Annotated in this window: 30 protein-coding genes; 14 read left to right on the plus strand and 16 right to left on the minus strand. The window is 71.0% G+C overall.

Features of this window, described 5'->3' with window-relative positions:
• Positions 1-300: a hypothetical protein gene (locus EJV46_RS20610; protein ID WP_131550609.1), complete on the plus strand. Its 300-nt coding sequence runs from the start codon at positions 1-3 to the stop codon at positions 298-300.
• Here the strand turns inward: EJV46_RS20610 and EJV46_RS20615 are convergent, their stop codons facing one another.
• Positions 301-915: an SGNH/GDSL hydrolase family protein gene (locus EJV46_RS20615; RefSeq protein ID WP_131550610.1), complete on the minus strand. Its 615-nt coding sequence runs from the start codon at positions 913-915 to the stop codon at positions 301-303. It lies immediately after the preceding gene.
• Between the two features lie 198 nt (positions 916-1,113).
• Between EJV46_RS20615 and EJV46_RS20620 the strand changes: the two genes are divergently transcribed.
• Complete coding sequence (locus tag EJV46_RS20620; protein ID WP_131550611.1) at positions 1,114-1,452, plus strand: integration host factor subunit alpha; 339 nt, start codon at positions 1,114-1,116, stop codon at positions 1,450-1,452.
• On the plus strand, positions 1,449-1,820 hold the full coding sequence (locus EJV46_RS20625) for a MerR family transcriptional regulator (protein ID WP_131550612.1): 372 nt from the start codon (positions 1,449-1,451) through the stop codon (positions 1,818-1,820). The genes EJV46_RS20620 and EJV46_RS20625 overlap by 4 nt, the downstream gene beginning before the upstream one ends.
• Positions 1,821-1,830: 10 nt before the next feature.
• Here the strand turns inward: EJV46_RS20625 and EJV46_RS20630 are convergent, their stop codons facing one another.
• Positions 1,831-2,244: a nuclear transport factor 2 family protein gene (locus EJV46_RS20630; protein WP_165585645.1), complete on the minus strand. Its 414-nt coding sequence runs from the start codon at positions 2,242-2,244 to the stop codon at positions 1,831-1,833.
• A 96-nt stretch (positions 2,245-2,340) separates the two neighbouring features.
• The gene (locus EJV46_RS20635; RefSeq protein WP_131550614.1) at positions 2,341-2,865 is read right to left on the minus strand and encodes an adenine phosphoribosyltransferase; all 525 of its coding nucleotides are present in this window, start codon (positions 2,863-2,865) and stop codon (positions 2,341-2,343) included.
• Positions 2,866-2,995: 130 nt separating this feature from the next.
• On the opposite strand from EJV46_RS20635, the gene EJV46_RS20640 reads away from it, so the two are divergent.
• On the plus strand, positions 2,996-3,184 hold the full coding sequence (locus EJV46_RS20640; protein ID WP_131550615.1) for a DUF2842 domain-containing protein: 189 nt from the start codon (positions 2,996-2,998) through the stop codon (positions 3,182-3,184).
• A gap of 18 nt (positions 3,185-3,202) precedes the next feature.
• Here EJV46_RS20640 and EJV46_RS20645 read toward each other — a convergent pair whose 3' ends face one another.
• The 5 genes from EJV46_RS20645 to EJV46_RS20665 all read right to left on the minus strand — a co-directional run bounded on the left by EJV46_RS20645 (position 3,203) and on the right by EJV46_RS20665 (position 8,244).
• Positions 3,203-4,168 carry a tripartite tricarboxylate transporter substrate binding protein gene (locus EJV46_RS20645; protein WP_131550616.1) on the minus strand — a complete coding sequence of 322 codons (966 nt, stop codon included), beginning with the start codon at positions 4,166-4,168 and terminating at the stop codon, positions 3,203-3,205.
• A gap of 71 nt (positions 4,169-4,239) precedes the next feature.
• Positions 4,240-4,614: a hypothetical protein gene (locus EJV46_RS20650; protein WP_131550617.1), complete on the minus strand. Its 375-nt coding sequence runs from the start codon at positions 4,612-4,614 to the stop codon at positions 4,240-4,242.
• 85 nt (positions 4,615-4,699) lie between these two features.
• Entirely contained in the window at positions 4,700-5,014 is a 315-nt protein-coding gene (locus EJV46_RS20655) for a hypothetical protein (RefSeq protein ID WP_131550618.1), read from the minus strand.
• Between the two features lie 20 nt (positions 5,015-5,034).
• Positions 5,035-7,485, minus strand: a complete 2,451-nt coding sequence (locus EJV46_RS23110; protein WP_206020890.1) for a glycosyl hydrolase family 28-related protein — start codon at positions 7,483-7,485, stop codon at positions 5,035-5,037.
• A gap of 102 nt (positions 7,486-7,587) precedes the next feature.
• Complete coding sequence (locus tag EJV46_RS20665; protein WP_131550620.1) at positions 7,588-8,244, minus strand: hypothetical protein; 657 nt, start codon at positions 8,242-8,244, stop codon at positions 7,588-7,590.
• A 230-nt stretch (positions 8,245-8,474) separates the two neighbouring features.
• On the opposite strand from EJV46_RS20665, the gene EJV46_RS20670 reads away from it, so the two are divergent.
• From EJV46_RS20670 to fusA, 6 genes are all read left to right on the plus strand, one after another.
• Positions 8,475-9,563, plus strand: coding sequence for an extracellular solute-binding protein (locus tag EJV46_RS20670; RefSeq protein WP_131550621.1), 1,089 nt, complete (start codon positions 8,475-8,477; stop codon positions 9,561-9,563).
• A 10-nt stretch (positions 9,564-9,573) separates the two neighbouring features.
• A complete protein-coding gene (locus tag EJV46_RS20675) occupies positions 9,574-10,572 on the plus strand; it encodes an ABC transporter ATP-binding protein (RefSeq protein WP_131550622.1) in 999 nt (332 codons plus the stop codon).
• Positions 10,569-11,405 carry an ABC transporter permease gene (locus tag EJV46_RS20680; RefSeq protein WP_131550623.1) on the plus strand — a complete coding sequence of 279 codons (837 nt, stop codon included), beginning with the start codon at positions 10,569-10,571 and terminating at the stop codon, positions 11,403-11,405. The genes EJV46_RS20675 and EJV46_RS20680 overlap by 4 nt, the downstream gene beginning before the upstream one ends.
• A 5-nt stretch (positions 11,406-11,410) precedes the next feature.
• Positions 11,411-12,178, plus strand: coding sequence for an ABC transporter permease subunit (locus EJV46_RS20685; protein WP_240782679.1), 768 nt, complete (start codon positions 11,411-11,413; stop codon positions 12,176-12,178).
• 66 nt (positions 12,179-12,244) lie between these two features.
• Positions 12,245-13,447 (plus strand): pyridoxal phosphate-dependent aminotransferase, encoded by a 1,203-nt coding sequence (locus tag EJV46_RS20690; RefSeq protein WP_131550625.1) that lies wholly within the window; start codon positions 12,245-12,247, stop codon positions 13,445-13,447.
• A gap of 334 nt (positions 13,448-13,781) precedes the next feature.
• On the plus strand, positions 13,782-15,863 hold the full coding sequence (gene fusA, locus EJV46_RS20695) for an elongation factor G (RefSeq protein ID WP_131550626.1): 2,082 nt from the start codon (positions 13,782-13,784) through the stop codon (positions 15,861-15,863).
• Positions 15,864-16,017: 154 nt separating this feature from the next.
• On the opposite strand, the gene EJV46_RS20700 is transcribed toward fusA, so the two are convergent.
• Both EJV46_RS20700 and EJV46_RS20705 read right to left on the minus strand, forming a co-directional pair.
• On the minus strand, positions 16,018-16,467 hold the full coding sequence (locus EJV46_RS20700) for a MaoC/PaaZ C-terminal domain-containing protein (RefSeq protein WP_131550627.1): 450 nt from the start codon (positions 16,465-16,467) through the stop codon (positions 16,018-16,020).
• Entirely contained in the window at positions 16,467-17,735 is a 1,269-nt protein-coding gene (locus tag EJV46_RS20705; protein WP_240782680.1) for a DUF445 domain-containing protein, read from the minus strand. The genes EJV46_RS20700 and EJV46_RS20705 overlap by 1 nt, the downstream gene beginning before the upstream one ends.
• Before the next feature lie 181 nt (positions 17,736-17,916).
• Here EJV46_RS20705 and EJV46_RS20710 point away from each other — a divergent pair, with 181 nt between their 5' ends.
• Positions 17,917-18,642: a metal ABC transporter ATP-binding protein gene (locus tag EJV46_RS20710; RefSeq protein ID WP_131550629.1), complete on the plus strand. Its 726-nt coding sequence runs from the start codon at positions 17,917-17,919 to the stop codon at positions 18,640-18,642.
• A gap of 106 nt (positions 18,643-18,748) precedes the next feature.
• On the plus strand, positions 18,749-19,618 hold the full coding sequence (locus EJV46_RS20715; RefSeq protein WP_131550630.1) for a metal ABC transporter permease: 870 nt from the start codon (positions 18,749-18,751) through the stop codon (positions 19,616-19,618).
• Here the strand turns inward: EJV46_RS20715 and EJV46_RS20720 are convergent.
• Positions 19,603-20,880, minus strand: coding sequence for an MFS transporter (locus EJV46_RS20720; RefSeq protein WP_131550631.1), 1,278 nt, complete (start codon positions 20,878-20,880; stop codon positions 19,603-19,605). The two genes, EJV46_RS20715 and EJV46_RS20720, sit on opposite strands and share 16 nt — an antisense overlap.
• A 180-nt stretch (positions 20,881-21,060) precedes the next feature.
• On the opposite strand from EJV46_RS20720, the gene EJV46_RS20725 reads away from it, so the two are divergent.
• Both EJV46_RS20725 and EJV46_RS20730 read left to right on the plus strand, forming a co-directional pair.
• Positions 21,061-21,762 carry a YopT-type cysteine protease domain-containing protein gene (locus tag EJV46_RS20725; protein ID WP_165585646.1) on the plus strand — a complete coding sequence of 234 codons (702 nt, stop codon included), beginning with the start codon at positions 21,061-21,063 and terminating at the stop codon, positions 21,760-21,762.
• A gap of 148 nt (positions 21,763-21,910) precedes the next feature.
• Complete coding sequence (locus EJV46_RS20730) at positions 21,911-22,606, plus strand: YopT-type cysteine protease domain-containing protein (RefSeq protein ID WP_165585647.1); 696 nt, start codon at positions 21,911-21,913, stop codon at positions 22,604-22,606.
• 40 nt (positions 22,607-22,646) lie between these two features.
• On the opposite strand, the gene EJV46_RS20735 is transcribed toward EJV46_RS20730, so the two are convergent.
• The 5 genes from EJV46_RS20735 to EJV46_RS20755 form a co-directional block, all read right to left on the minus strand.
• Positions 22,647-23,240 carry a DUF5675 family protein gene (locus tag EJV46_RS20735; protein ID WP_131550634.1) on the minus strand — a complete coding sequence of 198 codons (594 nt, stop codon included), beginning with the start codon at positions 23,238-23,240 and terminating at the stop codon, positions 22,647-22,649.
• A 110-nt stretch (positions 23,241-23,350) separates the two neighbouring features.
• Positions 23,351-24,238 carry an AraC family transcriptional regulator gene (locus tag EJV46_RS20740; RefSeq protein WP_165585648.1) on the minus strand — a complete coding sequence of 296 codons (888 nt, stop codon included), beginning with the start codon at positions 24,236-24,238 and terminating at the stop codon, positions 23,351-23,353.
• A gap of 137 nt (positions 24,239-24,375) precedes the next feature.
• Positions 24,376-25,341 (minus strand): MBL fold metallo-hydrolase, encoded by a 966-nt coding sequence (locus EJV46_RS20745; RefSeq protein ID WP_240782681.1) that lies wholly within the window; start codon positions 25,339-25,341, stop codon positions 24,376-24,378.
• Positions 25,338-25,943, minus strand: a complete 606-nt coding sequence (locus EJV46_RS20750; RefSeq protein WP_131550636.1) for a pyridoxamine 5'-phosphate oxidase family protein — start codon at positions 25,941-25,943, stop codon at positions 25,338-25,340. Before EJV46_RS20750 ends, EJV46_RS20745 begins: the two co-directional genes overlap by 4 nt.
• A complete protein-coding gene (locus tag EJV46_RS20755; protein WP_131550637.1) occupies positions 25,940-26,785 on the minus strand; it encodes an ATP-binding protein in 846 nt (281 codons plus the stop codon). The genes EJV46_RS20750 and EJV46_RS20755 overlap by 4 nt, the downstream gene beginning before the upstream one ends.
• Positions 26,786-26,858 lie beyond the last annotated feature (73 nt).

Here is a 26,858-nt window from a genome sequence, read left to right on the forward strand (position 1 = left end):
ATGCAGCAGCCCTGGCTGAACCCTCCTGGCACCCCGCCCCGGCGGGGCGTGCCGGACGATTTCTCGCCCGCCAGCGCGACGATGCCCTTGCGCGGCGCGACGGCGGCGCTCGCCCTCGTCTGGCTGATCCTTCTGGCCGGCCGGTCGGAGGCGATCGTCGATGCCGCCTATGGCCTGCCGGTGGCGCCCGGGACGGAGACGCTGATCGCCGTCGCGGAGGGCTGGAACGACGCGCTCACCGCGATCGGCCTTCCCCAGGTGCTCAGCGCGCTGCGGGAAGGGCTGGCCACCGGGCGCTGATCAGGCGCCGGCGAGCCGGTGGCGCCCGAGGATCTCGGCCAGACCGGCCCACCAGGCCTGGTAGGCCACGCCCGTCGAGGGATGGATGCCGTCGCGCGACGGAAAGCTGCAGCGCGACTGGCGCCCCGAATTGATCGCGGGCAGGTCGCGAAGCTGGTCGCTCGCCTGGCGCCGGAGCTGGGCGAGGACGCGGTCCAGCGCGACGCTGCCGCGCTCCAGCGCATCGTCCTGCGTGAAGCAGCCGGGCGTGGCCCAGATCGCCTGCGCGGCCTCCCACTTTGCCAGGATCTCGGCGACGCGGGCGGGATAGGCCTGCGCCTCGGCGCCGCTCATGCCGCGCAGGTCGTTGGTGCCGAAGACCAGGACGAGCCGGCGGGCGCAGCGGGGCTCCTGCGCGCGAAGCCAGTTGAGGCCCGCGCCGCGTTGCGCGATCACCTCGAAGCCCAGCGCCTGGGCATAGGGGCCCATGCCGACGGCCAGGCTGTCGCCGAGAAGGATGTCGGGGCAGGGGGGGCCGGCCTGCGCGCGGGCCGAAGGGGAGGCCAGGATCAGGACCGCGAAGAGGGCGATGGCGACGGGCAGGGAGGCGGCGGGGTTCCGGCGGAACAGGCTCATTGCGGTCGTGACTCCTTCCTGGGGCCTGCCGCTTCCTGGCACTGCCCTGGTGAATATTCGATGAACGGGAATGGCTTCCCTGAGGGCGGACGGCGCTGGAGCGCCCCTGTCCCACGGCGGTTCGAGAAACATGGTTGACGTGGAGGGCGCTTACCGGCTTTCCTGCCGCTTCAAGCACTTGCGGGGTAGACCAACGCCATGGAGACGTTGACGCGCTCGGGGCTCGCCGAGGCCATCTATGCCGCGGTCGGGCTGTCCCGGAACGAGTCCGCCGCCCTGCTGGAGGCGGTGCTGGAACGCGTCGCCGGCGTGCTCGAAACAGGCGAGTCCGTGAAGATTTCCGGCTTCGGCACCTTTCTCATTCGGCAGAAGGGACAGCGGATCGGCCGCAATCCCAAGACCGGCGTGGAAGTCCCCATCCTCCCGCGCCGCGTGCTGACCTTCCGTCCCAGCCAGGTGCTCAAGGCCCGCATCAACGGGGAGAGCCTGAGCGCCGAGGACATGAAGGACGGCCGTGAAAAGGCCGATGGCGCGTGAGTGGCCTGCCCGATCTAGAGGATCGGCCCCGGCCGCGCAAATCGGCGCAGGCCTTCCGGACCATCAGCGAGGCGGCCGAGCAGCTCAACGTGCCGCAGCACGTGCTGCGCTTCTGGGAGACGAAGTTTCCGCAGCTCAAGCCGCTCAAGCGCGGCGGCGGGCGGCGCTACTATCGGCCCGAGGACCTCGCGCTGCTGAAGCGCATCTCGGATCTGCTCTACACGCAGGGCTATACGATCAAGGGCGTGCAGCGGCTGCTCGGCGAGGGCGAGCCGGAGCTGCCGCTCGGCGAGCCGCCGGAGGAGAATGCGTTGGCGCGCCTGCTGGCCGAGCTGGAGGAGATCGCCGGGGAATTGCGCCGGCTCTGACCCGGCCGCCTCAGCCCGGCACCCGGTCCCGGCAGGTCTGGCTCGTGTCGTAGAATTCCCGGAACTCCACGACGCGGTCGCCGTCGAGCCGTACGAAATCCGCCTTGGCGTAGCGGTGCGTGCAGCCTGTGGCCTCGTAGCGCACCGTCGCCCAGGCGAGCACCGCGACCCATTCGCCCTGTGCGATCACCTGCTCGACCTCGTAGCCGAGGACCTTCGCCTCGGCCTCGATGCGAGAAAAATAGTCCTCGACGCCCTCGCGGCCGCGATAATCGCCGGCCCAGGGCACGGCGCCCTCGCCGCTGGAGTGCCATCTCGTCTCCGGCGTCAGCGCCGCGTAGAGCGCCTCGCGGTCGCCGGCTGCATAGCGGCCGTAGATCTCGGTCACGCGCGCGATGCTGCGCTCGGTCAGGTTCCCGGACATCCTGCGTCTCCCGCTGAACGGCGGGAGCATGGCGCCGCGCGCGTACCGGTTGCAACGATGCCGTGAGGCCTCGCCCTCGTGTCCGGTCCTCGCGCTTCAGTCGTCGTAGGCGAGCAGCGTCTCGACCGGAACGTCCAGCCGCTTGCGCCCTTCGAGGAAGGTGAGCTCGATCAGCGCCGCCACGGCCGGCACCACGGCGCCCGCCTGCCGCAGCAACGCCAGGCCGGCCGCCATGGTCCCGCCCGTGGCGAGCAGGTCGTCCAGCAGCACCACGCGCTGGCCCGGGGTCACGGCATCCTCCTGCATCTCGATGCGGTCGGTGCCGTATTCGAGCGCGTAGTCGTAGCCGACGGTGCGGCCCGGCAGCTTGCGCGGCTTACGCAGCATGATGAAGCCGAGGCCGAGCTCCAGCGCCAGCGGCGCCGCGAGCAGGAAGCCGCGGCTCTCGATGCCGGCCAGCAGCTGCTGCCTGTAGGGCGTGACGCGCGCCGCCATGGCGGCCATCGCGGCCTTCCAGGCCGGACCGTGCCGCAGCAGCGTGGAGATGTCGTAGAAGAGGATCCCTGGCTTCGGGAAATCGGGGATGCCGCGGATGTGGGTCTTGAGTTCTTGCTCGGTCACGGCTTTCTTCGCATGGAGCGGGCGGCGCGAAAGGCGCCGGCGCGGGGTGGCCGGAGCCTAGCCCCGCCGGTTCACGGCCCGCAAGCTCGCCACGCCCCATGCGAAGAACCCGGAAGGTCCTGTCACGGTCATGTCACGAGGTAAGGTCGCGCTGCTGATCGGCGTCGTCGGATTCATCGCCTATATCGCCATCGTGGTCGCGCTCGGCGATTTCTTCGTGCGCCAGCATTGGGCGATACAGGCGGTCTACTACATCGTAACGGGCTTCGTCTGGGTCTTCCCAGCGATCCGGCTGATCCGATGGGGCGCCAGGGCATGACGGCGCCCGGTTGACCGGTCAGGCGGCGCCGGAGGCGCGCACCACCGGGCCCCAGCGCGTGTATTCGCCGCGGACCCAGTCGGCGAGGCCGGCCTGCGGCACGGGATCCGTCGCCACGAAGGCGAAGGAATCGAGCCGCTCGCGCAGCGCGGGCTCGGCCAGGATGGCGTTCACCGCCGCGGAGAGCCGCTCGACGATGGGGGCCGGCGTGCCGGCCGGCGCGCAGAGCAGGAACCAGTTCAGGCTCACCACGTTCGGGAAGCCGGCCTCGCGGGCCGTCGGCACGTCCGGCAGGATCGCCGCGCGCTGCGCCGAGGAGACGCAGAGCCCGCGCAGATTGCCCGCCCGGATCGCCGCGACATTGGCCGCCGCCGTGTCCCAGAGCGAGGTGGTGCTGCCGCTCAGCACGGCGGTCTGCGCCTCGGGGGCGCCGCGGAAAGGCGCGTGCAGCAGCTGCGCGCCGCTCTCCATGCCGAAGAGCACGCCCGTGAGATGGCCCATGGAGCCGATGCCGGAGGAGCCGAAGCTCACCGAATCCGGCGCGCGCCTGGCCGCCTGCGCATAGCCGGCGAGGTCGCGCAGCGGCCCATTGCCGGCCGCCGCGCAGACGATCGGCGCGCCGCCCATCAGGGCGACATAGGTGAAGCTGCGTGCCGCGTCGTAAGGCAGGTTCGCCTGCATCTGCGGCAGCAGCACGAGGGGGCCCGGCGTGGTCAGCAGGAAGGTGTAGCCGTCCGGCGCGGCGCTGGCCGCGGCCCCCAGCCCCACCGCGCCGCCGCCGCCCGCCCGGTTGTCGATGACGAAGGACTGGCCGAGCACGCGCTCCAGCCGCTCGGCAACGGGGCGCATCATGAGGTCGGAGGCGCCGCCGGGCGTGAAGGGGATCACCACGCGCACCGGGCGCGCCGGCCAGGCGGGCTGGGCCCGGACGGCGGCGGGGGCCGCCAGGAGAGGGGCGGCGGCGAGGAGCTGGCGGCGGTTCATGATGCTTTCCCTGAAGGTCGGTCGCCTCCAAGCAATCTCCGTGCCCGCCGCCCGCGGCCGGCCGCCGCCGGTCAGTCGCCCGTCATCGTCAAGCCGCCCGGATTGATCGTGACCGTGCCGGGGCCGGAGATGGCGACCGGCGCGCTCAGGGAAGCCCAGGTGAGCGCATTGCCGCTCGAGGCCGCGTCGAACAGGCCGACATGCGAGTAGGTGCCGGCGGCGGCGGTGAAGGTGAAGCGCACCGCCTCGGCGTTCTGCTGGACGCCCGTGCCGGTGAAGGTGACGCGCTGGCGGGCGTAGCCGTTGCCGACGGGCTCGCCGGAGATGCCGGTCGGATCGCTGCCGCCGGTGCCCAGGGCGAGATAGACCGCGCTCGGCAACACGGGCGAGCGGCCGCAGACGGCGCGCGCGAGGACGTTCTTGGCGTAGTCGGTGAGAGAGCTCATCGGGTGGTTCCTTTGGGTGTTGCGTGGATCACGCCGTCGAGGCGGCGGGGGGGGCGAGCGGGGAGGGGTGGATCCCGCCGCGCGGTCAGATATCGGCGGCGGCCGCGAAGAAGGGCGGCAGGTCCCGGCCGTCCGGGCCCGCGCCGGCGGGCTGGGCCCGGATCGCGCGGTAGAGGTCGTCGATGGCGAGGTTGTAGGGATCCTCCATTGCCGCCTGCTCGAAGCGGAATCCCAGGCGCTGCAGCGGCGCCTTGCCGGCGCGGCGCGCCGCCTCGTCGCGATAGCCGTGAAGCTGCGCCTCCACGACGCCGGCAATCCGGTCGAGCTGCACATGCGTGAGCCGCCAGTAGTCGGCGGTGATGCCGGTCTCGTTGACCTCGATGGCTTTCAGGAAGGCCATGGATGTTCGGTCCTTTCGGATCAGGCTGTGGTTTCGACGGAGAGCACGCGCGCCACCCAGCGGATGGTCTTGTTGGCCTCGCCCGTGGCGCTGACGGCGAGCCCGCCATTCGCCGTGTCGGCGGCGAGGCCCAGCCGCCAGGCGGTCGCGGCGGCATCGGCATGGGTCGGGGCGACGCTGCCGCCCGATGCGCCGGCGAGCACCGTGGATCCCGCGCCGGCGCCGCGCCGGATCAGGGCCGTCACAACCCAGCCGGCGCAGTCGCCGGCCGCGCCGGCGCTGCCGGCGGTCTGCTGCGCCGTCACCAACAGCTGCAGCATGTGGGTGCCGGCATTCGGCAGGTTGACGGTGTTGACCGCGCCGGGCGCCGCGCCATCGCCGGTCAGCCGGGTCGCGGTGGCGTCCGTCGTGATCCGGCGAAGGACGAATTCGCCGGACTGCGCGTCGCCCTGGGTGGCGAAGAAGGACGAGGCCCAGGCGCCCCGCCCGGTCATGCCGCGGGTGTCCGCCCGGGCGCCGCCCGGGATCCAGGATCTGAGGCCGCTGCTGACATTGGTGTCGCCGCCGGCCACCACCGAGGCGATGCCGGAAGCCAGGTTGGCGGCCCCTCCGCCGATGGCGCTGTCGGCCGCGGAGGCCGTGTTGGTGTCGCCGCCGACGACGCTCGCGCGCAGGGCGGCCGCGACATTGGAGACGCCGCCCCCCACGAAGCTCCGCGAGCCGCTGGCGCCGTTGTTGGCGCCCCCGCAGATCGCGCTTTCCTGGCCGCTCGCGACGCGGGTCGGCGAGGAGCGTGTCATCTGCCAGTCCACGGCATTCGCGCCGCGGGCGCCGCCTCCCGCCGCGGTGCCGTCGGGGAACTGGGCGCTGAGCGAGCCGGTGCCCTTGGGCTGGCCCGCGACGGCCGAGATGTTGGCGTCCGTCCCACTGGCGCGCCAGCCGATGCTGCTGGGCGCGCCAGTGGCGGAGGCGACCATTTCGGGCCGGTTCACCGCGCCGGCCGGCGTCGTCACTTCCAGCCCGTGCAGCCCGGGGGCCGCGCCGAGGTTGAGCTTGCCGCTTTCGGCGCGCAGCAGCTCGACGCCGTTGGCGGCGGCCGAGAGGGCCGCGCCGCTGGGGCGAAACAGCCCGGTCGCCGCATCGCCGATGGAGAGCCCGGGCCGCGCGGCCTCGCCGGCCGGGGCATTGAGCCCCACCGAGCCGTTGCTGCCCGCATTGAAGAGCGGCCCGGGGATCGCGGTCTCCAGGAGCGGCGCGCTGCCGAGGTTCACCCGGTTGGGGACGCCCGCGGTCGCATGGGCGAGATGGATCGCCGCCGCGCCGTTGCCGTGCAGGTTGTAGTTGACGCAGCGCAGCGCGCCGATGTCGATCCGGTTGCTGTTCTGCTCGATGCGGATCGCGTTGTCCTCCGCATCGTCGACGCGCAGGGTGCCGATCTGCACGCGCGTGGAACTCGCATCGACATAGACCCCGACGGCGCCGGCGAGCGGCGCGCCGCCGCCGTTGAAGATCTCGCCCTGGGTCGTCATCGCATCGACCTGGCCGTCGGTGCCGTTCGCGTCGATCCAGAGGCCGTATCTCACGAAGTCGGCATAGGCCTGGCCGATGCTGAACTTCTGCGTGTGGCCCGAGGCTGACGAGGTGAAGCGGAACATCGAGCGGTAGCCGAGCACGAAGGATTGGTCGACGAAGACGCCGTCCACCCGCCGGAAGACCAATGCGTCGCCATTGGCCTGCTGCCAGCGGACGACGTTGTCGTTGGCGGACCAGAAGGGCCAGAAGTGGATGTTCATGAGGCGGCAGGTGTCGAAGGCCTCGTCGATCTCGATGCCGGTCGTGAAGACCTGCCCGCGGATCCGCCGGAAATCCGTGCGGCCCGAATTCATGGAGAAGATGCCCCGGTTGACGCCGGAGAGCATGACATTGTCGAAATCGATGCCGCCCAGGCAGTCCACCACCTTGAAGAAGTAGTCGTAATTCACCGGTGCCCAGGACGGGTTCTGCACCGAGCCGTGGCTCTGGCGGACGGCGATGTCGTGTACGCCGGAGCCGCGCGCGGCGACGCCCGTGAAGGTGATGGGCGTGAAGGCGGCCGAAGCCACCGTAAGCCACGTCCCGTCGCCCGGGTTGCCGCCCTCGGCGAAGCCGGCGCCCTGGAGGCGGACGGCGTTGCTCGAGATCGTCACGGCCGAGTTCAGCCGGTAGGTGCGCGGGCCGAGGTTCACGGTGCCGCCCGCCGCGCCGAGCGCGTTGATGGCGGCCTGGATGGCCGGCGCGTCGTTGGCCACGCCGTCACCGACGGCGCCGAAGTCCCGCACGTCCACGCCGCGGTCGGCGAGCACCGCGCGGCGGAGCTGGGAGAGGCTGGCGCGCTTGGTGGCGGGGGTGGGGGCCACCTGCACGAAGGGCGTGAGGTCGCTGTCGGCCATCGCCGTAGCGGCCGGCAGTTCGCTGATCTTCAGGTCGGGCATGGGCTCCGTCCGTTGGGGGGGAGGGGCGGACATCCTCGGGCCGGGCGAAGTGCCGACGGTTCTCGGGATGCGCCGCAACGGCAGGGTGAAGCGGCGGAGCGGTCAGCCCTGGGCGATGGCCGAGCCGTCCTCCTGCAACAGCTTCCCGCCCTCGACCACCAGCATGAGATGAAGGTCGGGCAGGATGTTGAAGCTGCGCGAGGTGACGAGGATGCCGCGGTCCTCGTTGTCCTCGACCTGGATGCGGTAGCCGGCGCCCACGGCCGGGGTGGGCAGCGTCGTCGTCGCGTAGCCCTGGTCGACCGGCACGGTCTTCACCGGCGGGATCACCTGGTTCTGGGCGTTGCGCAGGGTGACGTTGACCGACGCGATCGGCCCGATCACCTGCGCCTGGACCGGAATGGCCGCGCCCATGATCACCCCCGCCACCAGCGGGGCCAGGATGATGGTGGCGACCACGGCGCCCGCGGCCTGCACCATGCGGAGGGTCTGGGCGACGGTACGGGTCAGGGCGATGGGCGTCACCGCGCCGTCGAGCGTGACGCCGGGGCCGATGCCGACATTGCTGCGGACCGGCAGGATCGCGACGGAATCGGAGGACTGCACGATCATCACGTCGCCGGCCTGCAGACGCGCGGCGGCCGCGGCGAAGTAGCCGGGCGTGACGATCGCCGCCTTGAGGTCCGCGCTGCGATAGTGCCAGAGGTTGAAGCGGGCGGTCTGGATCAGCGGCATGAGATCCGTCGCGATGAAGGACATGGGCGTGCGTCTCCTGGGCCGCGCGGGATTGCGGGCAGAGCGGGAAGGGGCATTCGGGATGGGTGGCCGGCGGGGAGCGCTCGGAAAGCGATGGACGCAATTCGCCCCTTGGCCCGGTCCTTCTATTTGAACAAAACAAGAACGTCAAGGAAATACAGGGCACGCATCCGATATTGTGAAACGGCCCGTCCTGCCGCATAGCCGAAGGGACGCGCCTCCGGAGAACGCCCATGCGCCGCCTGCTGCTGAGCCTCGCGCTGCTTGCCCTGCCTTTGCTCGCGAGGGCACAGCAGCCGGTGCTGAACATCTACAACTGGGCGGACTACATCGATCCCTATGCGATCGAGCGGTTCCAGCGCGAGACGGGCATCCGCGTCCGCTACGACGTCTACGACACGCTGGAGACGCTGGAGGGCAAGCTCTCCGCGGGCCGCTCGGGCTACGACATCGTGGTGCCGACCAGCGAGCCCGCCTTCAACCGCCTGGTGCGCGCCGGCGCGCTGCGTCCGCTGGACCTGGCGCGCATCCCGAATGCGTCGAATCTCGATCCCGCGCTCATGGCGCGCGTCGCGGGCGTGGATCCGGGCAATCGGCACGGCGTCATCTATCTTTGGGGCACGGTGGGTCTCGGCATGAACGCGGCGCGCATCCGCGAGGTCGCGCCCGATGCGCCCATGGACAGCCTGCAGCTGTTGCTGAACCCGGAGCATGCGCGTCGCGTGGCGCGCTGCGGCATCGCGGTGATGGACAGCGCGATCGACGTGCTGCCTTCGGTGCTGCGGCATGTCGGCGCCGACCCGAACAGCACGGCGCAGGCCGATCTCGACAGGGCCCTGCAGGCCCTGCTGGCGATCCGGCCCCATCTGCGTTCCATCCCCTCGCCGCCGGCGATCATCGACGCGCTGGCCCAGGGGGAGATTTGCCTCGCCTTCTCCTATTCGGGCGACGTGATCCAGTCCGCGGCCCGGGCGCGCGAGGCGCGGCGGCCGCATGAGGTGAGCTACGTGATGCCGAGCGAGGGCGCGCAGCTCTGGTTCGACATGGTCGCGATCCCGGCCGATGCGCCGAATACCGAGGCGGCCCACGCCTTCATCAACTTCCTGCTGCAGCCGGATGTGATGGCCGGCATCACCCGCCAGGTGCGCTACCCCAACGCGGTGCCCGCCTCGCGCGCGCTGCTGCCGCCGGAGATCCAGAACGACCGGAGCGTGTTTCCCGATCCGGGCGCGCTGGCGCGCAGCTTCGTCGCGGGCACGCCGGCCCAGGCAGGCGAGCGGGCGCGGGCCCGGCTCTGGGCACGGTTCAAGGCGGGCCGGTGAGGCCCTTCGCTTGACCCTGCTCGCCCTGGAGAGCGTGACGAAGCGCTTCGGCGCGGTGGCCGCGCTCGACGCGCTGTCGCTGGAGATCGGCGCGGGGGAGTTCTTCGCCCTGCTCGGCGGCTCGGGCTCGGGAAAGTCCACCCTGCTGCGCGCCGTCGCGGGCTTCGAGCTTCCGGATGCGGGGCGCGTGCTGCTGCGCGGCCAGGACATCTCGCGCCAGCCGCCGCCCGCCCGCGACGTGGCGATGATGTTCCAGTCCTATGCGCTGTTCCCGCATCTCAGCGTCGCCGACAACATCGCGTATGGCCTGCGCCGGGCGGGCGAGGGCCGGGCGGCCATCGCCGCGCGCGTGGCGGAGCTGGTGGCGCTGCTCGCCCTCGGCGGGATGGAGGCGCGCCGCCCGCGGCAGCTCTCGGGCGGGCAGCAGCAGCGCGTGGCGCTGGCCCGCGCGCTGGCCCGGCGCCCCTCGCTGATCCTGCTGGACGAGCCGCTCGCCGCGCTGGATTCCGGGCTGCGCGAGCGCACCGGGCTGGAGCTGCGCGCGCTGCAGCGACGGCTCGGCGCCAGCTTCGTGATGGTGACGCACGACCAGGCCGAGGCGCTGGCGCTGGCCGACCGCGTCGCGGTGCTGGAGCAGGGCCGCATCGCCCAGGTCGCGTCGCCGCGCGAGCTCTACGATCGCCCGGCGACGCGCTCCGTCGCGCGCTTCCTGGGGGCCGCCAACGTGCTGGAGGCCGGAACGCTGCCGCTCGGCGCCGAGGTCGCGGCGCCCGCCTATGCGCTGCGCCCCGAGCGGATCCGACTCGTGGACGCGCTCCCGGCGATCAACGGCACCCCGGCCACCGTCGCCGATCTCGCCTTTCGCGGCGGCGACGCGCTGCTGCTCGCGCAGGTCGCGGGCGGTCCGCTGCTGCGCGTGGTGCTGCCGGCCGGCGCGGCGCTTCCGGAGGCCGGGGCCGCCATCCTCCTCGCCTGGGACGCCGCCGCCCTGGCGCCGCTCGCCGCATGACGCGCGGGGTGGCCTGGCTGGCGCTGCTGGCGCTGGTCGCGGCGCCGCTGGCCATCGTGATCGGCATGAGCTTCAGCACGCCCGATGCGGGCGTCCCGCCCGTGGTCCCGCCCCTCGGCCGCGCCGGGTGGCAAGGCAGCTGGGACTCCTGGGCCCTCATCTTCGCCGACACCTTTTACCTCGACACCCTCCTGCGCTCGCTGCGGCTGGCCGCGGTGACGGCAGGGCTCTGCCTGCTTCTGGGCTTCGCCATGGCGTTGGGCATCGCCAGCGCCCGGCCCGCCTGGCAGCCGGCGCTGCTGGCCCTGGTGCTGCTGCCCTTCTGGACCGGCTTCGTGCTGCGGCTCACCGCCTGGGTCGGGCTGTTGCGGGACCATGGCTGGATCAACGCCATGCTGCTGCGGCTGGGCGTGATCGCCGAGCCCCTGCCGCTGCTCTACAGCGACGGCGCGCTGCTGGCCGGCATGGTGCATTCCTACCTGCCCTTCGCCGTGCTGCCGCTGGCGGCCGCGCTGGCCAGGCGGGACCTCGCCGTCGAGGAGGCCGCCGCCGACCTCGGCGCCCGGCCGATGACGGTCTTCCTCACCGTCACCCTGCCGCTCGCGGCGCCGGCGGCGGCGGCGGCCTTCCTGCTCGTCTTCATCCCGGCGGCCGGCGAGGTGGTGATCCCTGAGATGCTCGGCGCGCCGGATTCCATGCTCATCGGCCGCGCCATCTGGGGCGAGTTCTTCCAGACCCGCGACTGGCCCACGGCCGCCGCGCTTTCGACCGCCCTGCTGGCGCTGCTGCTGGTCCCGATCGCCCTTTACCAGCGGCTCTCGGTGCTGAAGTGAGACGGGTGCTCCTCGTCCTCGGCCTTGCCTTCCTCTGGGCGCCGGTCCTGCTCCTGGCCGGCTATGCCTTTTCCGACAGCCGGGTCCCCTTCGAATGGGGCGGCTTCTCCCTCCGCTGGTTCACCGCCCTGGCGAACAACGCGCGGATCCTGGACGCCGCCTGGCTCTCGCTGCGCATCGGCGCCGCCGCGGCCAGCCTCGCCACCCTGCTGGGAATGGCGCTGGGCTGGGTGCTGGCGCGGCACGGCCCCTTCGCCGGGAGGCCGGTCTTCGGCGCCCTGGCCGGGGCACCGCTGGTGCTGCCCGAGGTGGTGACGGGCCTGTCCCTGCTGCTGCTCTTCGTCGGCCTGCAGGCGCTCACCGGCTGGCCGGCGCAGCGCGGCGCGGTCACGGTCTGGCTGGCCCATTCCGCGCTGGGCATGGCCTATGTGGCCGTGCTGGTCCAGGCGCGGCTGGCCGGCCTCGATCCCGCCCTGGAGGAGGCTGCCGCCGACCTAGGCGCATCGCCCTTCGCCGTCTTCCGCACCGTGACGCTGCCGCTGATCGCGCCGAGCCTCGCGGCCGGCTGGCTGCTGGCCTTCACCCTCTCGCTGGACGACGTGGTGCTGGCGAGCTTCGTCTCCGGTCCCGGCGCCACCACCCTGCCGGTCTACCTCTTCTCCCAGCTCCGCCTCGGCATGACGCCCGAGGCCAATGCGCTGGCCGCGGTCTTCCTCGTCGTCGGGGCGGTGCTGAGCGCGATTGCATGGGTGTTCCGCCGCCGAGCGGGTTGAACGGCGGGTCGGGGGGGCTTAGGGTCCGCCGCCGCGAATTTCCCCGCGGCTTCCCTAGGACGGACCATGAACCTCATCGCCGAACGGCTCGACCGCATCTCCCCCTCCCAGACCATCGCGATTTCCACGAAGGCGCGTGAGCTGAAGGCGGCCGGGAAAGACGTCATCAGCCTCTCGGCCGGGGAGCCGGATTTCGAGACGCCGCAGCACATCAAGGACGCGGCCATCGCCGCCATCCAGTCCGGCGACACGCGCTACACGGACGTGGCCGGCACGCCGGCGCTGCGCAAGGCCGCCGCCGGCTACTTCAAGCGCGAGCACGGGCTGGACTACAAGCCGGAGCAGATCATCGTTTCCACCGGCGGCAAGCAGGTGATCTTCAACGCCATGCTCGCCACGATGGACGAGGGCGACGAGGCCATCATCCCCGCCCCCTGCTGGGTCTCCTACCCCGACATCGTGGCGCTGGCGGGCGGCAAGCCGGTCATCGTCGCCGCCGGGCAGAACCAGGGCTTCAAGATGACGCCCGAGCAGCTCGAGGCTGCGATCACGCCCAAGACCAAGTGGCTGGTCCTGAACAACCCCTGCAACCCCACCGGCGCCGCCTATTCCAGGGAGGAGCTCAAGGGCCTGGCCGAGGTGCTGCTGCGCCACCCTGACGTCTGGGTCTTCACCGACGACATCTACGAGAAGCTGGTCTATGGCGACTTCCAGGGCTCGACCCTCGCCGCGGTGGAGCCGAAGCTCCATGACCGCACGCTGACCATGAACGGCTGCTCCAAGGCCTATGCCATGACCGGCTGGCGCATCGGCTTCGCCGGCGCGCCCACGAAGCTCATCAAGGCGATGGACAAGCTGCAGAGCCAGTCGACCAGCAGCACGAGCTCCATCAGCCAGGCCGCGGCCGTCGCCGCGCTCAACGGCCCGCAGGAGAGCGTGGAGGACATGCGCAAGGTCTATGAGCGCCGGCGCGACCTCGTGGTCGGCCTGCTCAACAAGGCCGAGGGCATCCACTGCATCACGCCCGAGGGCGCCTTCTACGTCTTCCCCTCGGTGAACGGCTGCCTCGGCAAGACCAGCGCCGGCGGCAGGAAGATCGAAACCGACGAGGATTTCGTCATCGCCCTGCTGGACGAGCAGGGCGTTGCGGCCGTGCACGGCTCGGCCTTCATGTTCCCCGGCCATTTCCGCATCAGCTACGCCACCAGCGACGAGCTGCTGACCGAGGCCTGCGCCCGCATCCAGAAGTTCTGCGCCGGCCTGAAGTGAGGGGGGCGGCCTTCGTCCACCGCGACGGCCGGGCCGACCGATCGCCCGATTCGCCACTCGGGCGCGGGTTCGCCCCTCGCTGAAGGGGCGCCTCCGCCCGGCCTTGCGGAAGCGGATGGGCGCGCCGTGGAGGGCGGGGCGGGCTTCGGCCGGCCCAGGAGAACCCGCCGCGAGCCCGACCCCCGCGCCTGGTGCAGGGCCATCCCCCGCGTCACGGCTTGCAAATTCCGGCGGGAGGGGGCATCTCCCCGCCCACTGGACATATTCTGACCGTAAGAGATGGGGCAGGCGGCACCGAGAGGGGCTGTCCTGCCTTGCCGCATGGAGGCCTAACGTGGCTCACACACCGCTCGAGAAGATTCGCAATATCGGCATCACCGCGCATATCGACGCGGGCAAGACGACGACGACCGAGCGCATCCTCTACTACACCGGCAAGAGCCATAAGATCGGTGAGGTCCATGACGGCAACACCACCACCGACTACATGGAGCAGGAGCGCGAGCGCGGCATCACGATCACCTCCGCGGCCGTGACCGCCGAGTGGAACGGCTACCGCATCAACGTCATCGACACCCCGGGCCACATCGACTTCAACATCGAGGTGAACCGGTCGCTGCGCGTGCTGGACGGCGCCATCTTCGTGATCGAGGGCGTGGCCGGCGTGCAGCCGCAGTCCGAGACCAACTGGCGCCTGGCCGACCGCTACAACGTGCCGCGCATCATCTACGTCAACAAGCTCGACCGCACCGGCGCCGATTTCTTCAAGGCCGCGGCCACGCTGACCGAGAAGCTCGGCATCAACTGGGTCGCGCTGCAGATCCCGGTCGGCATCGAGGACAGCCTCAAGGGCATCGTCGACCTGGTCGAGATGAAGGCCCTGATCTGGGAAGGCGACGAGCTCGGCGCCAAGTTCAACGTGGTCGAGATTCCGGCCGACCTCGCCGACACGGCGGCCGAGTACCGCCAGAAGCTTCTCGACATCGCCGTCGGCATCGACGAGACGGCCATGGAGGAATACTTCGAGAAGGGCGATGTCTCGGTCGAGACCCTGAAGCGCTGCATCAAGAAGGGCACGATCTCGGGCGAGTTCCGCCCGGTGCTCTGCGGCTCGTCCTTCAAGAACAAGGGCGTGCAGCCCCTTCTCGACGCCGTCGTCGACTACCTGCCGAGCCCGATGGACGTCGAGGGCATCAAGGTCGCCCCCGAGGAAGGCCAGGACGAGACGGCCGAGCGCCGCATCATCCCCGTCAAGATGGACGGCCCCTTCGCCGGCCTCGCCTTCAAGATCATCAACGACAAGTACGGCAACCTGACCTTCGTGCGCGTCTATTCGGGCGTCCTGCGCCAGGGCGACATGGTCATGAACACGACCAAGGGCCATCGCGAGCGCATCGGCCGCATGTTCCAGATGCACGCCGACAAGCGTGAGGAGATCAAGGAAGTCGTCGCCGGCGACATCGCCGCCTTCGTCGGCCTGAAGGACACGGGCACGGGCGACACGCTGGCCTCCGCCGAGGATCCGGTGGTGCTCGAGCGCATGGCCTTCCCGGTGCCCGTCATCGACATCTCGGTCGAGCCGAAGACCAAGGAAGCCGTCGAGAAGATGACGATCGGCCTACAGAAGCTGGCGGGCGAGGATCCCTCGCTGCGCGTGAAGACCGATCAGGAGACCGGCCAGACCATTCTGTCGGGCATGGGCGAGCTGCATCTCGACATCATCGTGGACCGTCTGCGCCGCGAGTATAACGTCGACTGCAATATCGGCGCGCCGCAGGTCGCCTATCGCGAGACGATCACCAAGCCGCACACCGAGACCTACACCCACAAGAAGCAGTCGGGCGGTTCGGGCCAGTACGCCGAGGTGAAGATCACCTTCGAGCCGTTGGAGCGGAACAAGGGCATCGAGTTCGTGAACGCGATCGTCGGTGGTTCGGTGCCGAAGGAGTACATTCCCGCGGTCGACAAGGGCATCAAGGTGCAGGCCGATACGGGCGTGCTCGCGGGCTTCCCCACGGTAGACTTCAAGTTCAGCCTGGTGGACGGCAAGTACCACGACGTCGACTCGTCGGCCCTGGCCTTCGAGATCGCCGGCAAGGCCTGCTTCCGCGAGGGCATGAAGAAGGCCGGCCCGGTCATCCTGGAGCCGATCATGGACGTGGAGGTGACCACCCCGCAGGACCATGTCGGCGACGTCGTGGGCGATCTCAACCGCCGCCGCGGCGTGATCCAGAACCAGGACATGGCCGGCACCTCGGTCATCGTCCGGGCGCATGTGCCGCTGAAGGAGATGTTCGGCTACATCTCCAACCTGCGTGGCATGACGAAGGGGCGTGCCTCCTTCTCCATGCAGTTCCACCACTATGATCCCGTGCCGCGCAACGTGGCCGACGAGATCATGAAGGCCGCGGGCTGAGCCTTCCAAGTCCCTGAAGAGGGCGGGCCGGGGAAACCTGGCCCGCCCTTTTTATGTTCTCCTGGGCGACGCGATCGCCGTCCGCGATCCGCGTGGCTATCGAGCCGAACCCCCGGCGGCGCGCCGAGCGGGTGGTCGGCGGCGCCTCGCCTGATCAGCGCTTCAGGAAATGCGTCGCGACCATCTCGATGACGGGCCTCTGGTCCGCGATCCGCGTGCCCGTGTAGCGGATGATCGCCACGCCGAGCTCCGGCCTGGACCTGGACGGCGTCAGCCTCTCCACCTGCCCGGTGACGGCCACCGTCTCGTCCGGCCGGAGCGGAGCGGGCCATTTCGTGTCGATCTGGCTGCCGCCCAAGCTCACCGCGCGGAACAGCCCACTGCCCATGATCAGCCCGAAGCAGCAGCCCATGGTGTGCAGCCCGCTCGCCACCAGCCCGCCGAAGAGCGGCGCGGCCCTGGCGGCCTCGGGATCCAGGTGGAAGGGCTGCGGGTCGTATTTGGACGCATAGGCGATGATCTCGTCCTGGCTCAGCGCGAAGGAGCCGAAGGCGAAGCCCTGGTCGGGGGAGAGCTCGTCGAAGGAATTCAGCGGCGTCAGCATCAGTGGACCACCCTTCCTTCGGCCAGCCAGAAGATCAGCAAATAGAGCGCGCCGCCGGCGAGAAAGCCCACCACGGTCCCGTTGATCCGCACGTATTGCAGATCCTTGCCGACACGGAGCTCGATCTTCTCCGTCACCTCGGCGGTGTCCCAGCCCTTCACCACGCCCGCGATGAACTCGGCGAGCCGCGATTGGGCGGAGGGCACGAGCGTCGCGAAGGCCCCCTCGACGGCGCCGTTGAGCCGGGCTCGGGCGGCCTCGTCCTCGGCGAGGAAGGTGCCGGTGTTCACCAGCGCGGCCCCGATCAGGGCGATGGTGCGGCCTTCCGGGTTCGCCGCATCCGCGACGACCGCCTCGCGCAGCCGGGCCCAGATGTCGCCCAGCCATTCCGCCACCGCCGGATGGGACAGCGCGGAACGGATTGCCCGCCCCATGGCGGCGGCGCGCTCGGGTTCGTTCTCCAGCCGGGCGATCTCGGCCTCGATCCAGGCCTCGAAGGCGAGGCGGAGGTCGGACTCGCCGGGCTCCACCTTCTCCAGCTCGGCGTTCAGGACGGCGAGCACTTTGTCGGCCACATAGGCGCCGGCGGCCCAGCCCATGAGCTTGCCGCCCTGCTCGCGGACGCGGCGCTTGATGGCGTCCCGCAACTCCTCCTGCTTGGCGGCGAGCACGATCTTGAGCTGCGCCAGCGCCAGGTCGAACACCGCCTGGTGCTGCCCGCCGGCCATGAGCGCCCGCAGCGCCCGCGCGACCACCAGCGCCGCAGCCGGTCCACCCGCCAGGCGGGGCAGCAGCCGCCCGGTGAGCCGCAGCGCCCGCCCGTCCTCCAGCGTCCGCAGCAGCCGGGGCACCGCGGCCGCCAGCGCCTGGGCCGCCGGCCGCGAGGTTTTCGGATCGGCCAGGAAGCCCGCCAGGATGCTGGCGATGTCGAGCCGCGCGATCACCCGGCGCAGCTCCGCCTCGGTGAAGACGTGGTTGGCTACGAAACGCCCGAGCCCCTGGCCCAGACGCTCCTTCTGCCGCGGAATGATGGCCGTGTGCGGGATCGGCAGTCCCAGGGGCCGGCGAAACAGCGCCGTCACCGCGAACCAGTCGGCGAGCCCGCCCACCACACCGGCCTTGGCCGAGGCGGCGAGCAGATCCGTCCAGAAATTGGGGGGCAGGCGATAGGCCAGGAGGGTGAGCCCCGCCATGACCACCAGCAGGAAGGTCGCGATGGCGCGGTGGCGCGCCAGGGCCGACCGCAACGCGTCGTCGGGATTGGGCATGGGCGCCATCCTATCGCGGACCCGACTTGCTTGGCGACCTGGGGCTGCCCATGTTATGGGATAACATCATGTCGCCCTGGACCCATCCCCTCGACCTGGCGAGCGGCAGCTCGGCGCGGGTCGTCCTGGCTGCCGCGCTGCTGGCGGTGCTGTGGTCGGCCATCGCCTGGGCGCTGGCGGCATGAGGCCCTCCGAAATTCGCGTTCGCGATCTCACGGTCACACATGGGCGCCGCCCGGCGGTCCACCACCTCTCCTTCGCTCTGAGGCCGGGCGCGATGATGGCCGTGGTCGGCCCCAACGGTGCCGGGAAGTCCACGCTGCTGCGCGCGATCGCCGGGCTTCACGCGCCCTCCTCCGGCCGGATCGAGGGCGTGGCGCCCGGGCAGATCGCCCTCCTGCCCCAGCAGGCGGCGCTCGACCGCAGCTTCCCGCTGACCTGCCGCGACGCCGTGCTCTTCGGGCTCTGGGCCGAGAGCGGCGCCTTCCGCGCGACGCCCAGGCCCGAGCGGGTCGAGGCCGCGCTGGACGCCGTCGGCCTGCACGGCTTCGCCCGGCGCCCGGTGGGCAGCCTCTCTTCCGGCCAGTTCCAGCGGCTGCTCTTCGCCCGGCTGCTGCTGCAGGACGCGCCCATCATCCTGCTGGACGAGCCCTTCAACGCGCTGGACGCCCGCACGGCCACCGACCTGCTGGCCGTGATGCGGCGCTGGCATGGCGAGGGCCGCAGCATCCTGGCCGTGCTGCACGACCTCGACCTCGTGCGCCGCGAATTCCCCGAGACGCTGCTGCTCGCGCGCGAAGGCATCGCCTGCGGGCCGACCGAGACGGCGCTCTCCGCCGAGAACCGGATGCGCGCGCGGATGATGTCGGAAGCCTGGACCGAAGGCGCCGAGGCCTGCGCGGCCTAGATCATGACGGGTTCGCGGACGCCGACCGGATCATGATCCGGCTTTCCATGGGCGCGCGGGACCGGCGCGCCGGTCCTCAAGCTCCAAGCCGCGCCGCCGCCACGACATGATCTGGGACACCTTCCTCGCGCCCTTCGCCGAGTTCGGCTTCCTGCGCCGGGCGCTGGTCGGCTGCCTCGCCCTCAGCCTCTCGGCGCCCCCGCTGGGCGTCTTCCTCATGCTGCGCCGCATGAGCCTCACCGGCGACGTGCTGGCCCACGGCATCCTGCCCGGCGTCGCGCTGGGCTTCGTGCTGGCCGGCCTCTGGATGCCGGCCCTGGCGCTGGGCGGGCTGATCGCTGGCTTGGTCGTCGCGCTCGGCTCCGGCGCCCTGGCGCGGGCCACCGGCGGGCGGGAGGACGCGGCGCTGGCCGGCCTCTACCTCACGGCCCTGGCCGCCGGCGTCGCCCTCATCTCCTGGCGCGGCTCGGCGGTGGAACTGACGCAGCTTCTCTTCGGCTCCGTGCTCGGCGTCGATGACGCGGCGCTGCTGCTGATGGGCGGCGCGGCCAGCGCGACGCTGCTCTTCCTGGCCTTCGCCTGGCGACCGTTGATCCTGGAATGCTTCGACCCCTCCTTCGCCCAGGCGGTGGGCGTGCGCGGCAGCGTCTGGCACCTGGGGCTGCTGGCGCTGGTCGTGGTCAACCTCGTCGCGGCCTTCCAGGCGGTGGGGAGCCTGATGGCAGTGGGGCTGATGATGCTCCCCGCCATCGCGGCGCGGCACTGGGCGCGCGAGGTCGGCGGGCTGGTGACGGCCGCCGTGGGCCTGGCCCTGGCGGCGACGCTGGCCGGCCTGCTCGCCTCCTACCATGCCGACCTGCCGAGCGGCCCGGCCATCGTGCTGGCGGCGTCCGGGCTCTGGGTGATCTCGCTGATCGCGGGTCCGGTGGACGGGCTGCTGGCCCGGCACCGCAAGCGGCCTCACCTCGAGGGCTGACGCCCTGCGAGCATGGCGATGGCCGCCATGACCTGGACCGCCGCGGCCGTGAGGAAGAACGCATCCGTATCGGCGAAGATGTCGCGCATTGCCCCGAAGGCGGCCGGCGCGAAGGCATAGGCCGCCTGGCCGCAGGCGGTGGAGAGCGCCACCGCGCGCGCCGTGTCCGCGGGGCAAAAGTCCTGCTGCGCGATGAGTGGCGGCAGCGAGGTCGCGTTCCCCAGCCCCAGCCCGAAGAGCGCGACACCGAGCAGCAGCAGGGTCACGTCGCTCCCCCCGGAGGCGAGCAGCACCAGCGAGCCGACCACCTGCAGCCCGTAATTGCCGGCCGAGGCGATCCGGCGGTCGGCGGTGGGCGTCAGCAGCCAGCCCATCCCCGTCCGCCCCAGGATGGCGCAGGCGGTCGCGAGCCCCGCCGCCAGCCCGGCGAGCCCGGGCCCCATCGGTCCGGCCATCAGCGAGAAAAGATGCGCGATCAGCCCGATCTGCGCGAAGAGCCCGAGCGAGGTGCCGGCCACCAGCGTCAGGAAGCGCCGGTTGGTCCACATCGCGCGGCCGGGCAGGGAGGCGTGGCGCGGGACGGGCTTCGCCGCCGGCGGTCCCGCCGCGCCGCCGTCCGGTTCCTGGCCGAGCTCCGCGGGCGAGGTGGAAAGGTACCGCCCGGCCAGCCACCAGAGGGTCAGCGCCATCGCGCCGCCTACGAGCGCGACGGCCCAGGGAAAGCCCAGCGCCCCGATCGCCACGACCCAGAGCGGCGAGAGGAGGATGCCGCCCACCGAGGCGCCGTTATAGGCCGTGCTCAGCGCGGCCGGCCGGCGCCGGACGAACCAGGGCGCGACCATGGCGTTGATGGCGGCGGCACCCGTCGCGGCCCAGCCCGCGCCGCTGACGGCGGTGGCGAGGAAGAGCTGCCAGGGCGCCTCGGCCAGGGCCCAGCCGAGCATGCCGCAGAGGCTCAGCAGCCCGCCCGCGCGGGTGATGGCGGCGACCCCGAAGCGCCGGTGCAGCGCCGGCAGGTTGGCGACCCAGAAGGCGCCGAGCAGAAAGTGGCAGGTGACGGCGACCGAGACCATCCAGACCGGCCAGCCGCGCGCCTCATGCACCGCGAAGAGAAAGACCGGGGGGCCGTAGAAGCCCATTCCCCAGCCGAAGACGGCGACGGTGAAGGCGGCCCAGGTGACCCGCCATCCGAAGAATCGCGCGTGAAGGATGGGCAGGTCGTCCTTTCGGGGCGTGGCGGCGGCGAGTTGCGAGGAGGACATGAGGCGGCATCCCGATGGAGATGCGCAACCTGCCTCCCGAACCGGGCCGGACGCTTCGGGAAAGGCCGAAGCGCCTGCTCCGAAACCGACAAACCGCCGCGCGCCCTTCAAGACCGGATGACCGGCCGGTTGCATGGGGGCTCGCCCGGCTGCCGTTGCGAGCCGGCAGGACCGAAGGGATTGGAGACACCGGCCATGGCCATGAATCATCTGCAGGCGGGGGCGGACAAGAGCGGCTTCCTCGTCTACGCGCTGGAACAGGCGAAGACCGCGCCCTTGGCGGTTCCCGGCCCCTGGGGTCCGATCCACGCCGGGTATTGCGCCGGTCTCGCCGTCCGCTGGATCGCCCTGCGCTATGCCCTCATGGACTACAAGTTCGACAGGGCGACGAAGATCTGCGAGGCGCCGGACTGGCAGAGCACGCGCGACCAGAACATCGTCATCGACGAGTGGCAGGACATATCGAAGCCCGTTCCGATGCGCTTCAGGGCGGCCTTCGCGAAATACTCCCTGCACGTCAACCAGGGGGCCACCATCGATCAGCCCATGGCGATGAACGGCGTCATGCTCCGCCACGTCGGGCAGGCGGAGAAGGGCTGCCACTGCATCTATATCGAAGGCACTGGTGGCGCCCATGCCGTGGCGATGCAGCGCGAGGACTCGCCGGCGGGCGCCTGGCGCTTCTTCGACGCCAATTTCGGACACTTCCGGCTGCCGAGCGCACAAGCGTTCGAGAGCTTCATTAACTGGTTCATGGCCACGAGCGGCTATAACCAGAGCTTCGCGAACCGGGTGTCGACGGTGCACATCAGCCCGCCCCCCTATACGGGCGCGGCCTTCGGGCGCGGGATGGCGGTGCTCACGAACTCCCTCAAACGCTGAGGCTGGCTGGGCGGGCGAGCTCTCTCCAGAACCGACAAAATCCGGACGCCGTTCAAGACGGCCGCCCGGCCTGCCCGCATTTGGGGCCGGAGCCCGCCGGAAGCGATCGGCGGCACGGAACAGAGAAGGAGAGGGAGCCGCGATGGCGATGACCCGATTGCAAGCGGACGCGAATGCGCGGGGCGTCCTGGTCTATGCGCTGCGCCAGGGAAACACGGCGCCGCTGGCGAAGGACGAGGATGGCAACCGGATGCCCGGGCCATGGGGAGGGATCTCCAGGGGCTATTGCGCCGGACTGGCCTCGCGCTGGATCGCGCTGCGCTACGCCGCCTTCGACTTTCCCTTCGACCGCAAGACGAAGCTCTGCGAATACCCGGACTGGCAGGCGGCCCGCGACCAGATCATCGTCCACCAGGGCTATGGCGACCGGTCGAGGGCCTTCCCGTTGCAGTTCCAGGAGGTGTACGCGCAGTACGGGCTGCGGCTGAACCTGGGTGCGGTGGTGGAGGCGCCGAGGGTGATGGATGGCCAGCTCCTGCGCCGGGCCGGCGATGCGGCGCAGGGCTGCCACTGCATCTACATCGCGGGCGACGGTTGCGCCCATGCGGTGGCGATGATGAACGAAGGCCCGCGCGGCTGGCGCTTCTTCGATGCGAATTTCGGCCATTTCCGGCTGGCCGATGCGCCCGCCTTCGAGAGCTTCATCGACTGGTTCATGCGGCGCAGCGGCTATGCGCGCCGCTACGTGAAGCGTGTGGCGACGGTGCACATCAACCCGCCGCCCTATACCGGCGCGAACTTCGAGTCGCTGATGGGCCAGATCCAGCGCAGCCTCGGCCGGTGAGGCCGGCCGAGGCGCCGCGGCCGCCCGGCCGCGGCGGCCGTCAGCCGAAGCCGCCCGGCCGCGCGAAGGACATGTTGGGCTCCAGCTGCGCGCCGAAGGCGGCGGGCTGGACCGTGCACATGTTGCTGCCCTCGTAGAGGCCACGGGAATCATAGAGGCCCTTGAAGAGCGGCTGGGTGGGATGCGCCACCTTGGCCTCGAACTTCCCGGTCGTGCTGCGGACGGTGATCCGGATCTCGTCCTTCGCCGCCGACAGGCGCCGATGGAACGCCTTGTAGACCTTGTAGGTGTCCGAGATCGTGGCGCCGTGCTTGGTGTCCCAGTGGCCGACCAGGATGCAGCCCTCGCTCCATCTGGCGTTCTTGCCCATGTGCATGCGGATCCCCTCGTAGTTCGGCACGCCGATCAGCAGCGGGACGAGCTCGCTCAGGCCGGCCGCCTTGTACTTCTCGGAGAACTTCTTGCTGTGGGTCAGCTTCACGGGATAGATCCCGCAGGGGATCGCGGTCACCTTGGCGACCTTCTGCTGCCGCTCGACATCCTCGAGCGTGAAGCATTGGAACACCCCGTCGATCGTGAGGATGCCGATGGTCGCGTCCTCGATCTCGGTGAAGCGGTTCAGGTCGAGCTGCATGGATGTGGGTCCACCTTCCTTGTTGCACTTGCCTTGCCGGATCGCGGCAGTCGGGTCTTGAACGGCGCCGGGCCTTTGTCTCTTGCTGCGCCTGTCTCTTTCTGCGCGGGTCAGGCGCCGCGGCGGAACCTGGCCGGCGTGGTGCCGGTGACCTGGCGGAAGCGGCGGCTGAAATGCGCCTGGTCCGCGAATCCGAGCGCCACCGCGAGATCGGCGAGGGGGAGCGAGGGCCGGCCGCGCAGCAGCGCCTGGGCCCGTTCGATCCTTCGCCGCGTGACGAAGGCATGCGGTGTCTCGCCCGTGGCCGCGCGGAAGCACCGCGCGAATTCGGCGACGGACAGGCCGGCAAGATCCGCCAGGGCCTGGAGCGAGGGCGGTTCCGAGGGCGTTTCCGCCAGCGAGGTTTCGATGGCGTCGAGAACGCGCCGCAGCGCGAGGTCGGACAGCGGCCGCCGGCCCGGCTGTCGCCTGGGCGAGGCGAGCGACGCTGCCAGGAACGCCTGGGCATGGTCCACGTACAGCCGCTCGCTGGCCCCGCTGGCCGCGCGCTCCGTGAGCTCCAGCAGAACGCTGCGCAGCGCGTCATCGCGGAAGGGCAGGAGCCCCCGCGAGAAGGCGTCTCCCGCCCTGCCGCCCACCGCCGTGAAGACCGATTCGGGCAGCGTGAGGGTCACGATCTCCGTGCTGCCATGGGCCTCGTATTCGAGGTCCGTCGCACCGGGCGAGAGGGTCATGAGCCCGACGCGCGGCGGCGGCAGATCCCGGACCTCGCCGATATGGCGCGTGATGCGGCCGGGGCCGCGCGCCAGGCAGAGATGCAGCGCCAGCGCCATCTCGTGCCGGCCGCGCGCGGCACCGACCGGGGGGTTGAAGGCGCGCATGAGCTCGGCGCCCGACGGGAGCGTCCAGGCGGTGTAGCGCCCGCCGCACAGCCCGAATCTGCGATAGGAGAGCGAGAAGCCCTCCGGCTCCTGCATGGCCATTCTGCGAGAAGACATTGGCCGCCGGTTGATCCTGCCATGGAAGGCGCGGCCCAGGCGCGCCCTCTCCCTTCGTCGCAGGACCTTAATCGCGGCTTGGTTGATCCGGCATCATCTTCCGCGTCGCGTCTGTCGCGCCAGGACCAGGGGAAAGGTCAGGGGGCCGCGAGCGGGAGGATCTGGCTCCCGCCGAAGGCGGGAAGGCGGAAATCCTGCTCTCCACGGGCGGCGCTGAGCCACCGCTCCGGCTCGTCGATCGCCTCCTGCGTCAGCTTGAAGGTGCCGAAATGCATCGCGATCGCGGTGCGGGCGCGGAGCTGCAGCTGCGCCTCCAGCGCCTGCTCGGGCGTCATATGGACCTTCTGCATGAACCAGAAAGGCTCATAGGCGCCGATCGGGATCAGCGCCGCGCCGAAGCCGCCGAAGGCGCGGCCGATCACCTCCAGATGTCCGCCCGCCGCCGTATCCCCGAGGAAGGCCAGCCGCCCGCCGGACGCCGCCTCCACCGCGAAGCCACCCCAAAGCGCCTTCGAGCGGTCGTGCAGCCCGCGTGCCGAGAAATGCCGCATCGGCAGATAGGTCGCGCGATGCCCGCCGGGCAGCACGGCCTCGCCGCCCCAGTCCAGCTCCAGCGCGCCGGGAACGCCGTGCCGCGCCATCAGCGCCGCGTGCCCGAGGCCGGTGTAGATCGCGGGCTTCCACCGCGCGTGCAGCGCCTGGAGGCTCGGGATGTCGAGGTGGTCGTAATGCCCGTGGCTCACCAGCACCGCGTCGATCCGCGGCAGGGCCTCCAGCGCGATCGCCGGCGGCCGCGCCCGCCTCGGCCCCGCCCAGGAGAGGGGGCTGCACCGGTCGCTGAAGATGGGGTCGGTCAGGATCGTCGTGCCGTCGTCGAGCCGGATCAGGAAGGTCGAGTGGCCGATGAAGGTGAAGGCGGCGTGCCCCGCCGGCACGTTGTCCGGCGGTGGGGGCTGCGGCGGGTCGACGATCGCGGGCGGCCAGGGCACGCCGCCGCGCTCGCGCATCATCCGGAAGACGTTGCGCAGCGACTGCCCCGCCGGCCCGCCATCGGGGTTGAGGAAGCGTCCCTGCGTGTCGCGGACCGCGGGGCCCAGCCTCACCACATCGTCTGCGCGGCGCGCTCCGGCCATTCCTGGTCGTAGGCCGGCCCGCCCACGGTCCCCCTGGTCATCGCCGCCAGGATCTGGCCCGGCGTCGGCAGGTCGGGCTTTGGATGGGGCTCCCAGAGCTGGGCTCGGATCACGGCACGGGCGCATTGGAAGTAGATGGTCTCGGCGCGGATGATGGCGACGGTCCGCGGCCGCTTTCCCTCCATCTCGAAGCTCCGGCGCAGCCCGTCGTCGGCCGTGAGCCGCGCCGTCCCGTTGATCCGCAGCGCATTGCCGCTGCCCGGGATCAGGAACATCAGCGCCACGCGCGGGTCGCGGAGGATGTTGCGCAGGCTGTCGATCCGGTCGTTGCCGCGGCGGTCGGGCAGGGCCAGCGTCCGGTCGTCGAGGATCCGGACGAGCTGGCCCGGCCGGTCGCCGCGGGGCGAGCAGTCCAGCCCCTCGGGGCCGGCGGTGGCCAGCGCCAGGAAGGGCGACGCCTCGATGATCCTGCGGTATTCCGGGATGAACCAGGCCGCCTCCTTCTCCGTGGAGGCCGCGCCGGGCACGCCGTAATGGCCGTGCAGCTCGTCGAGCGTCTCGATGAACTTCATGTGACCTTGACCTCCAGCTTGCCCGCCATCTCCTGGATGAACTGCCAGGCCACGCGGCCCGAGCGGCCGCCGCGCGTGACGCTCCATTCGATGGCCGCCTTGTGCAGCTCCTCGTTCGAGACCGGCAGCGACATGGCGCCGGCATAGCCGTCGATCATCGCGAAGAAGGTGTCCTGGTCGCAGTTGTGGAAGCCGACCCAGAGGCCGAAGCGGTCGCTCAGCGAGACCTTCTCCTCGACGGCCTCGGAGGGGTTGATGGCGGTGCTGCGCTCGTTCTCGATCATGTCCCGCGGCATGAGGTGCCGGCGGTTGGACGTGGCGTAGAAGAGGACATTGGCCGGCCGCCCCTCGATGCCGCCGTCCAGCACGGATTTCAGCGCCTTGTAGTCGGCATCCTCCTTCTCGAAGGAGAGGTCGTCGCAGAAGACCAGCGCGCGGCGCTCCTGGGCGCGCAGATGGGTGAGCAGCTCGGGCAGGGTGCGGATGTCCTCGCGATGGATCTCGATGAGCGCCAGCGAGCCGGGAAACTGCACATTGGCCTCGGCATGCGCGGCCTTCACCAGCGAGGACTTCCCCATCCCGCGCGCGCCCCAGAGCATGGCGTTGTTCGCCGGGAAGCCGCGGGCGAAGCGCAGCGTGTTCTCGAGGATGATCTCCTTCTGCCGGGCGACGCCCTGCAGCAGCACGATGTCGACCCGGCTGACATGGGGCACCGGAACGAGCTGGTTCCGTTCCGGCTTCCAGACGAAGGCGTCGGCGCCCTCGAGCCGCGGCGGCGGCGGGGGCGGGGGGGCGAGGCGTTCCAGGGCGGCCGCGATGCGGGCCAGCAATTCCGTTTCCATGGAGGGTTTTGAAGCCGCGCGCGCGGCGTTGCGCAAGGGCGATGAATCGCTGGACTGTTGACGCGGGGACGCA

This window comes from Roseococcus sp. SYP-B2431 (genome assembly GCF_004336745.1).
Classification (GTDB): domain Bacteria; phylum Pseudomonadota; class Alphaproteobacteria; order Acetobacterales; family Acetobacteraceae; genus Roseococcus.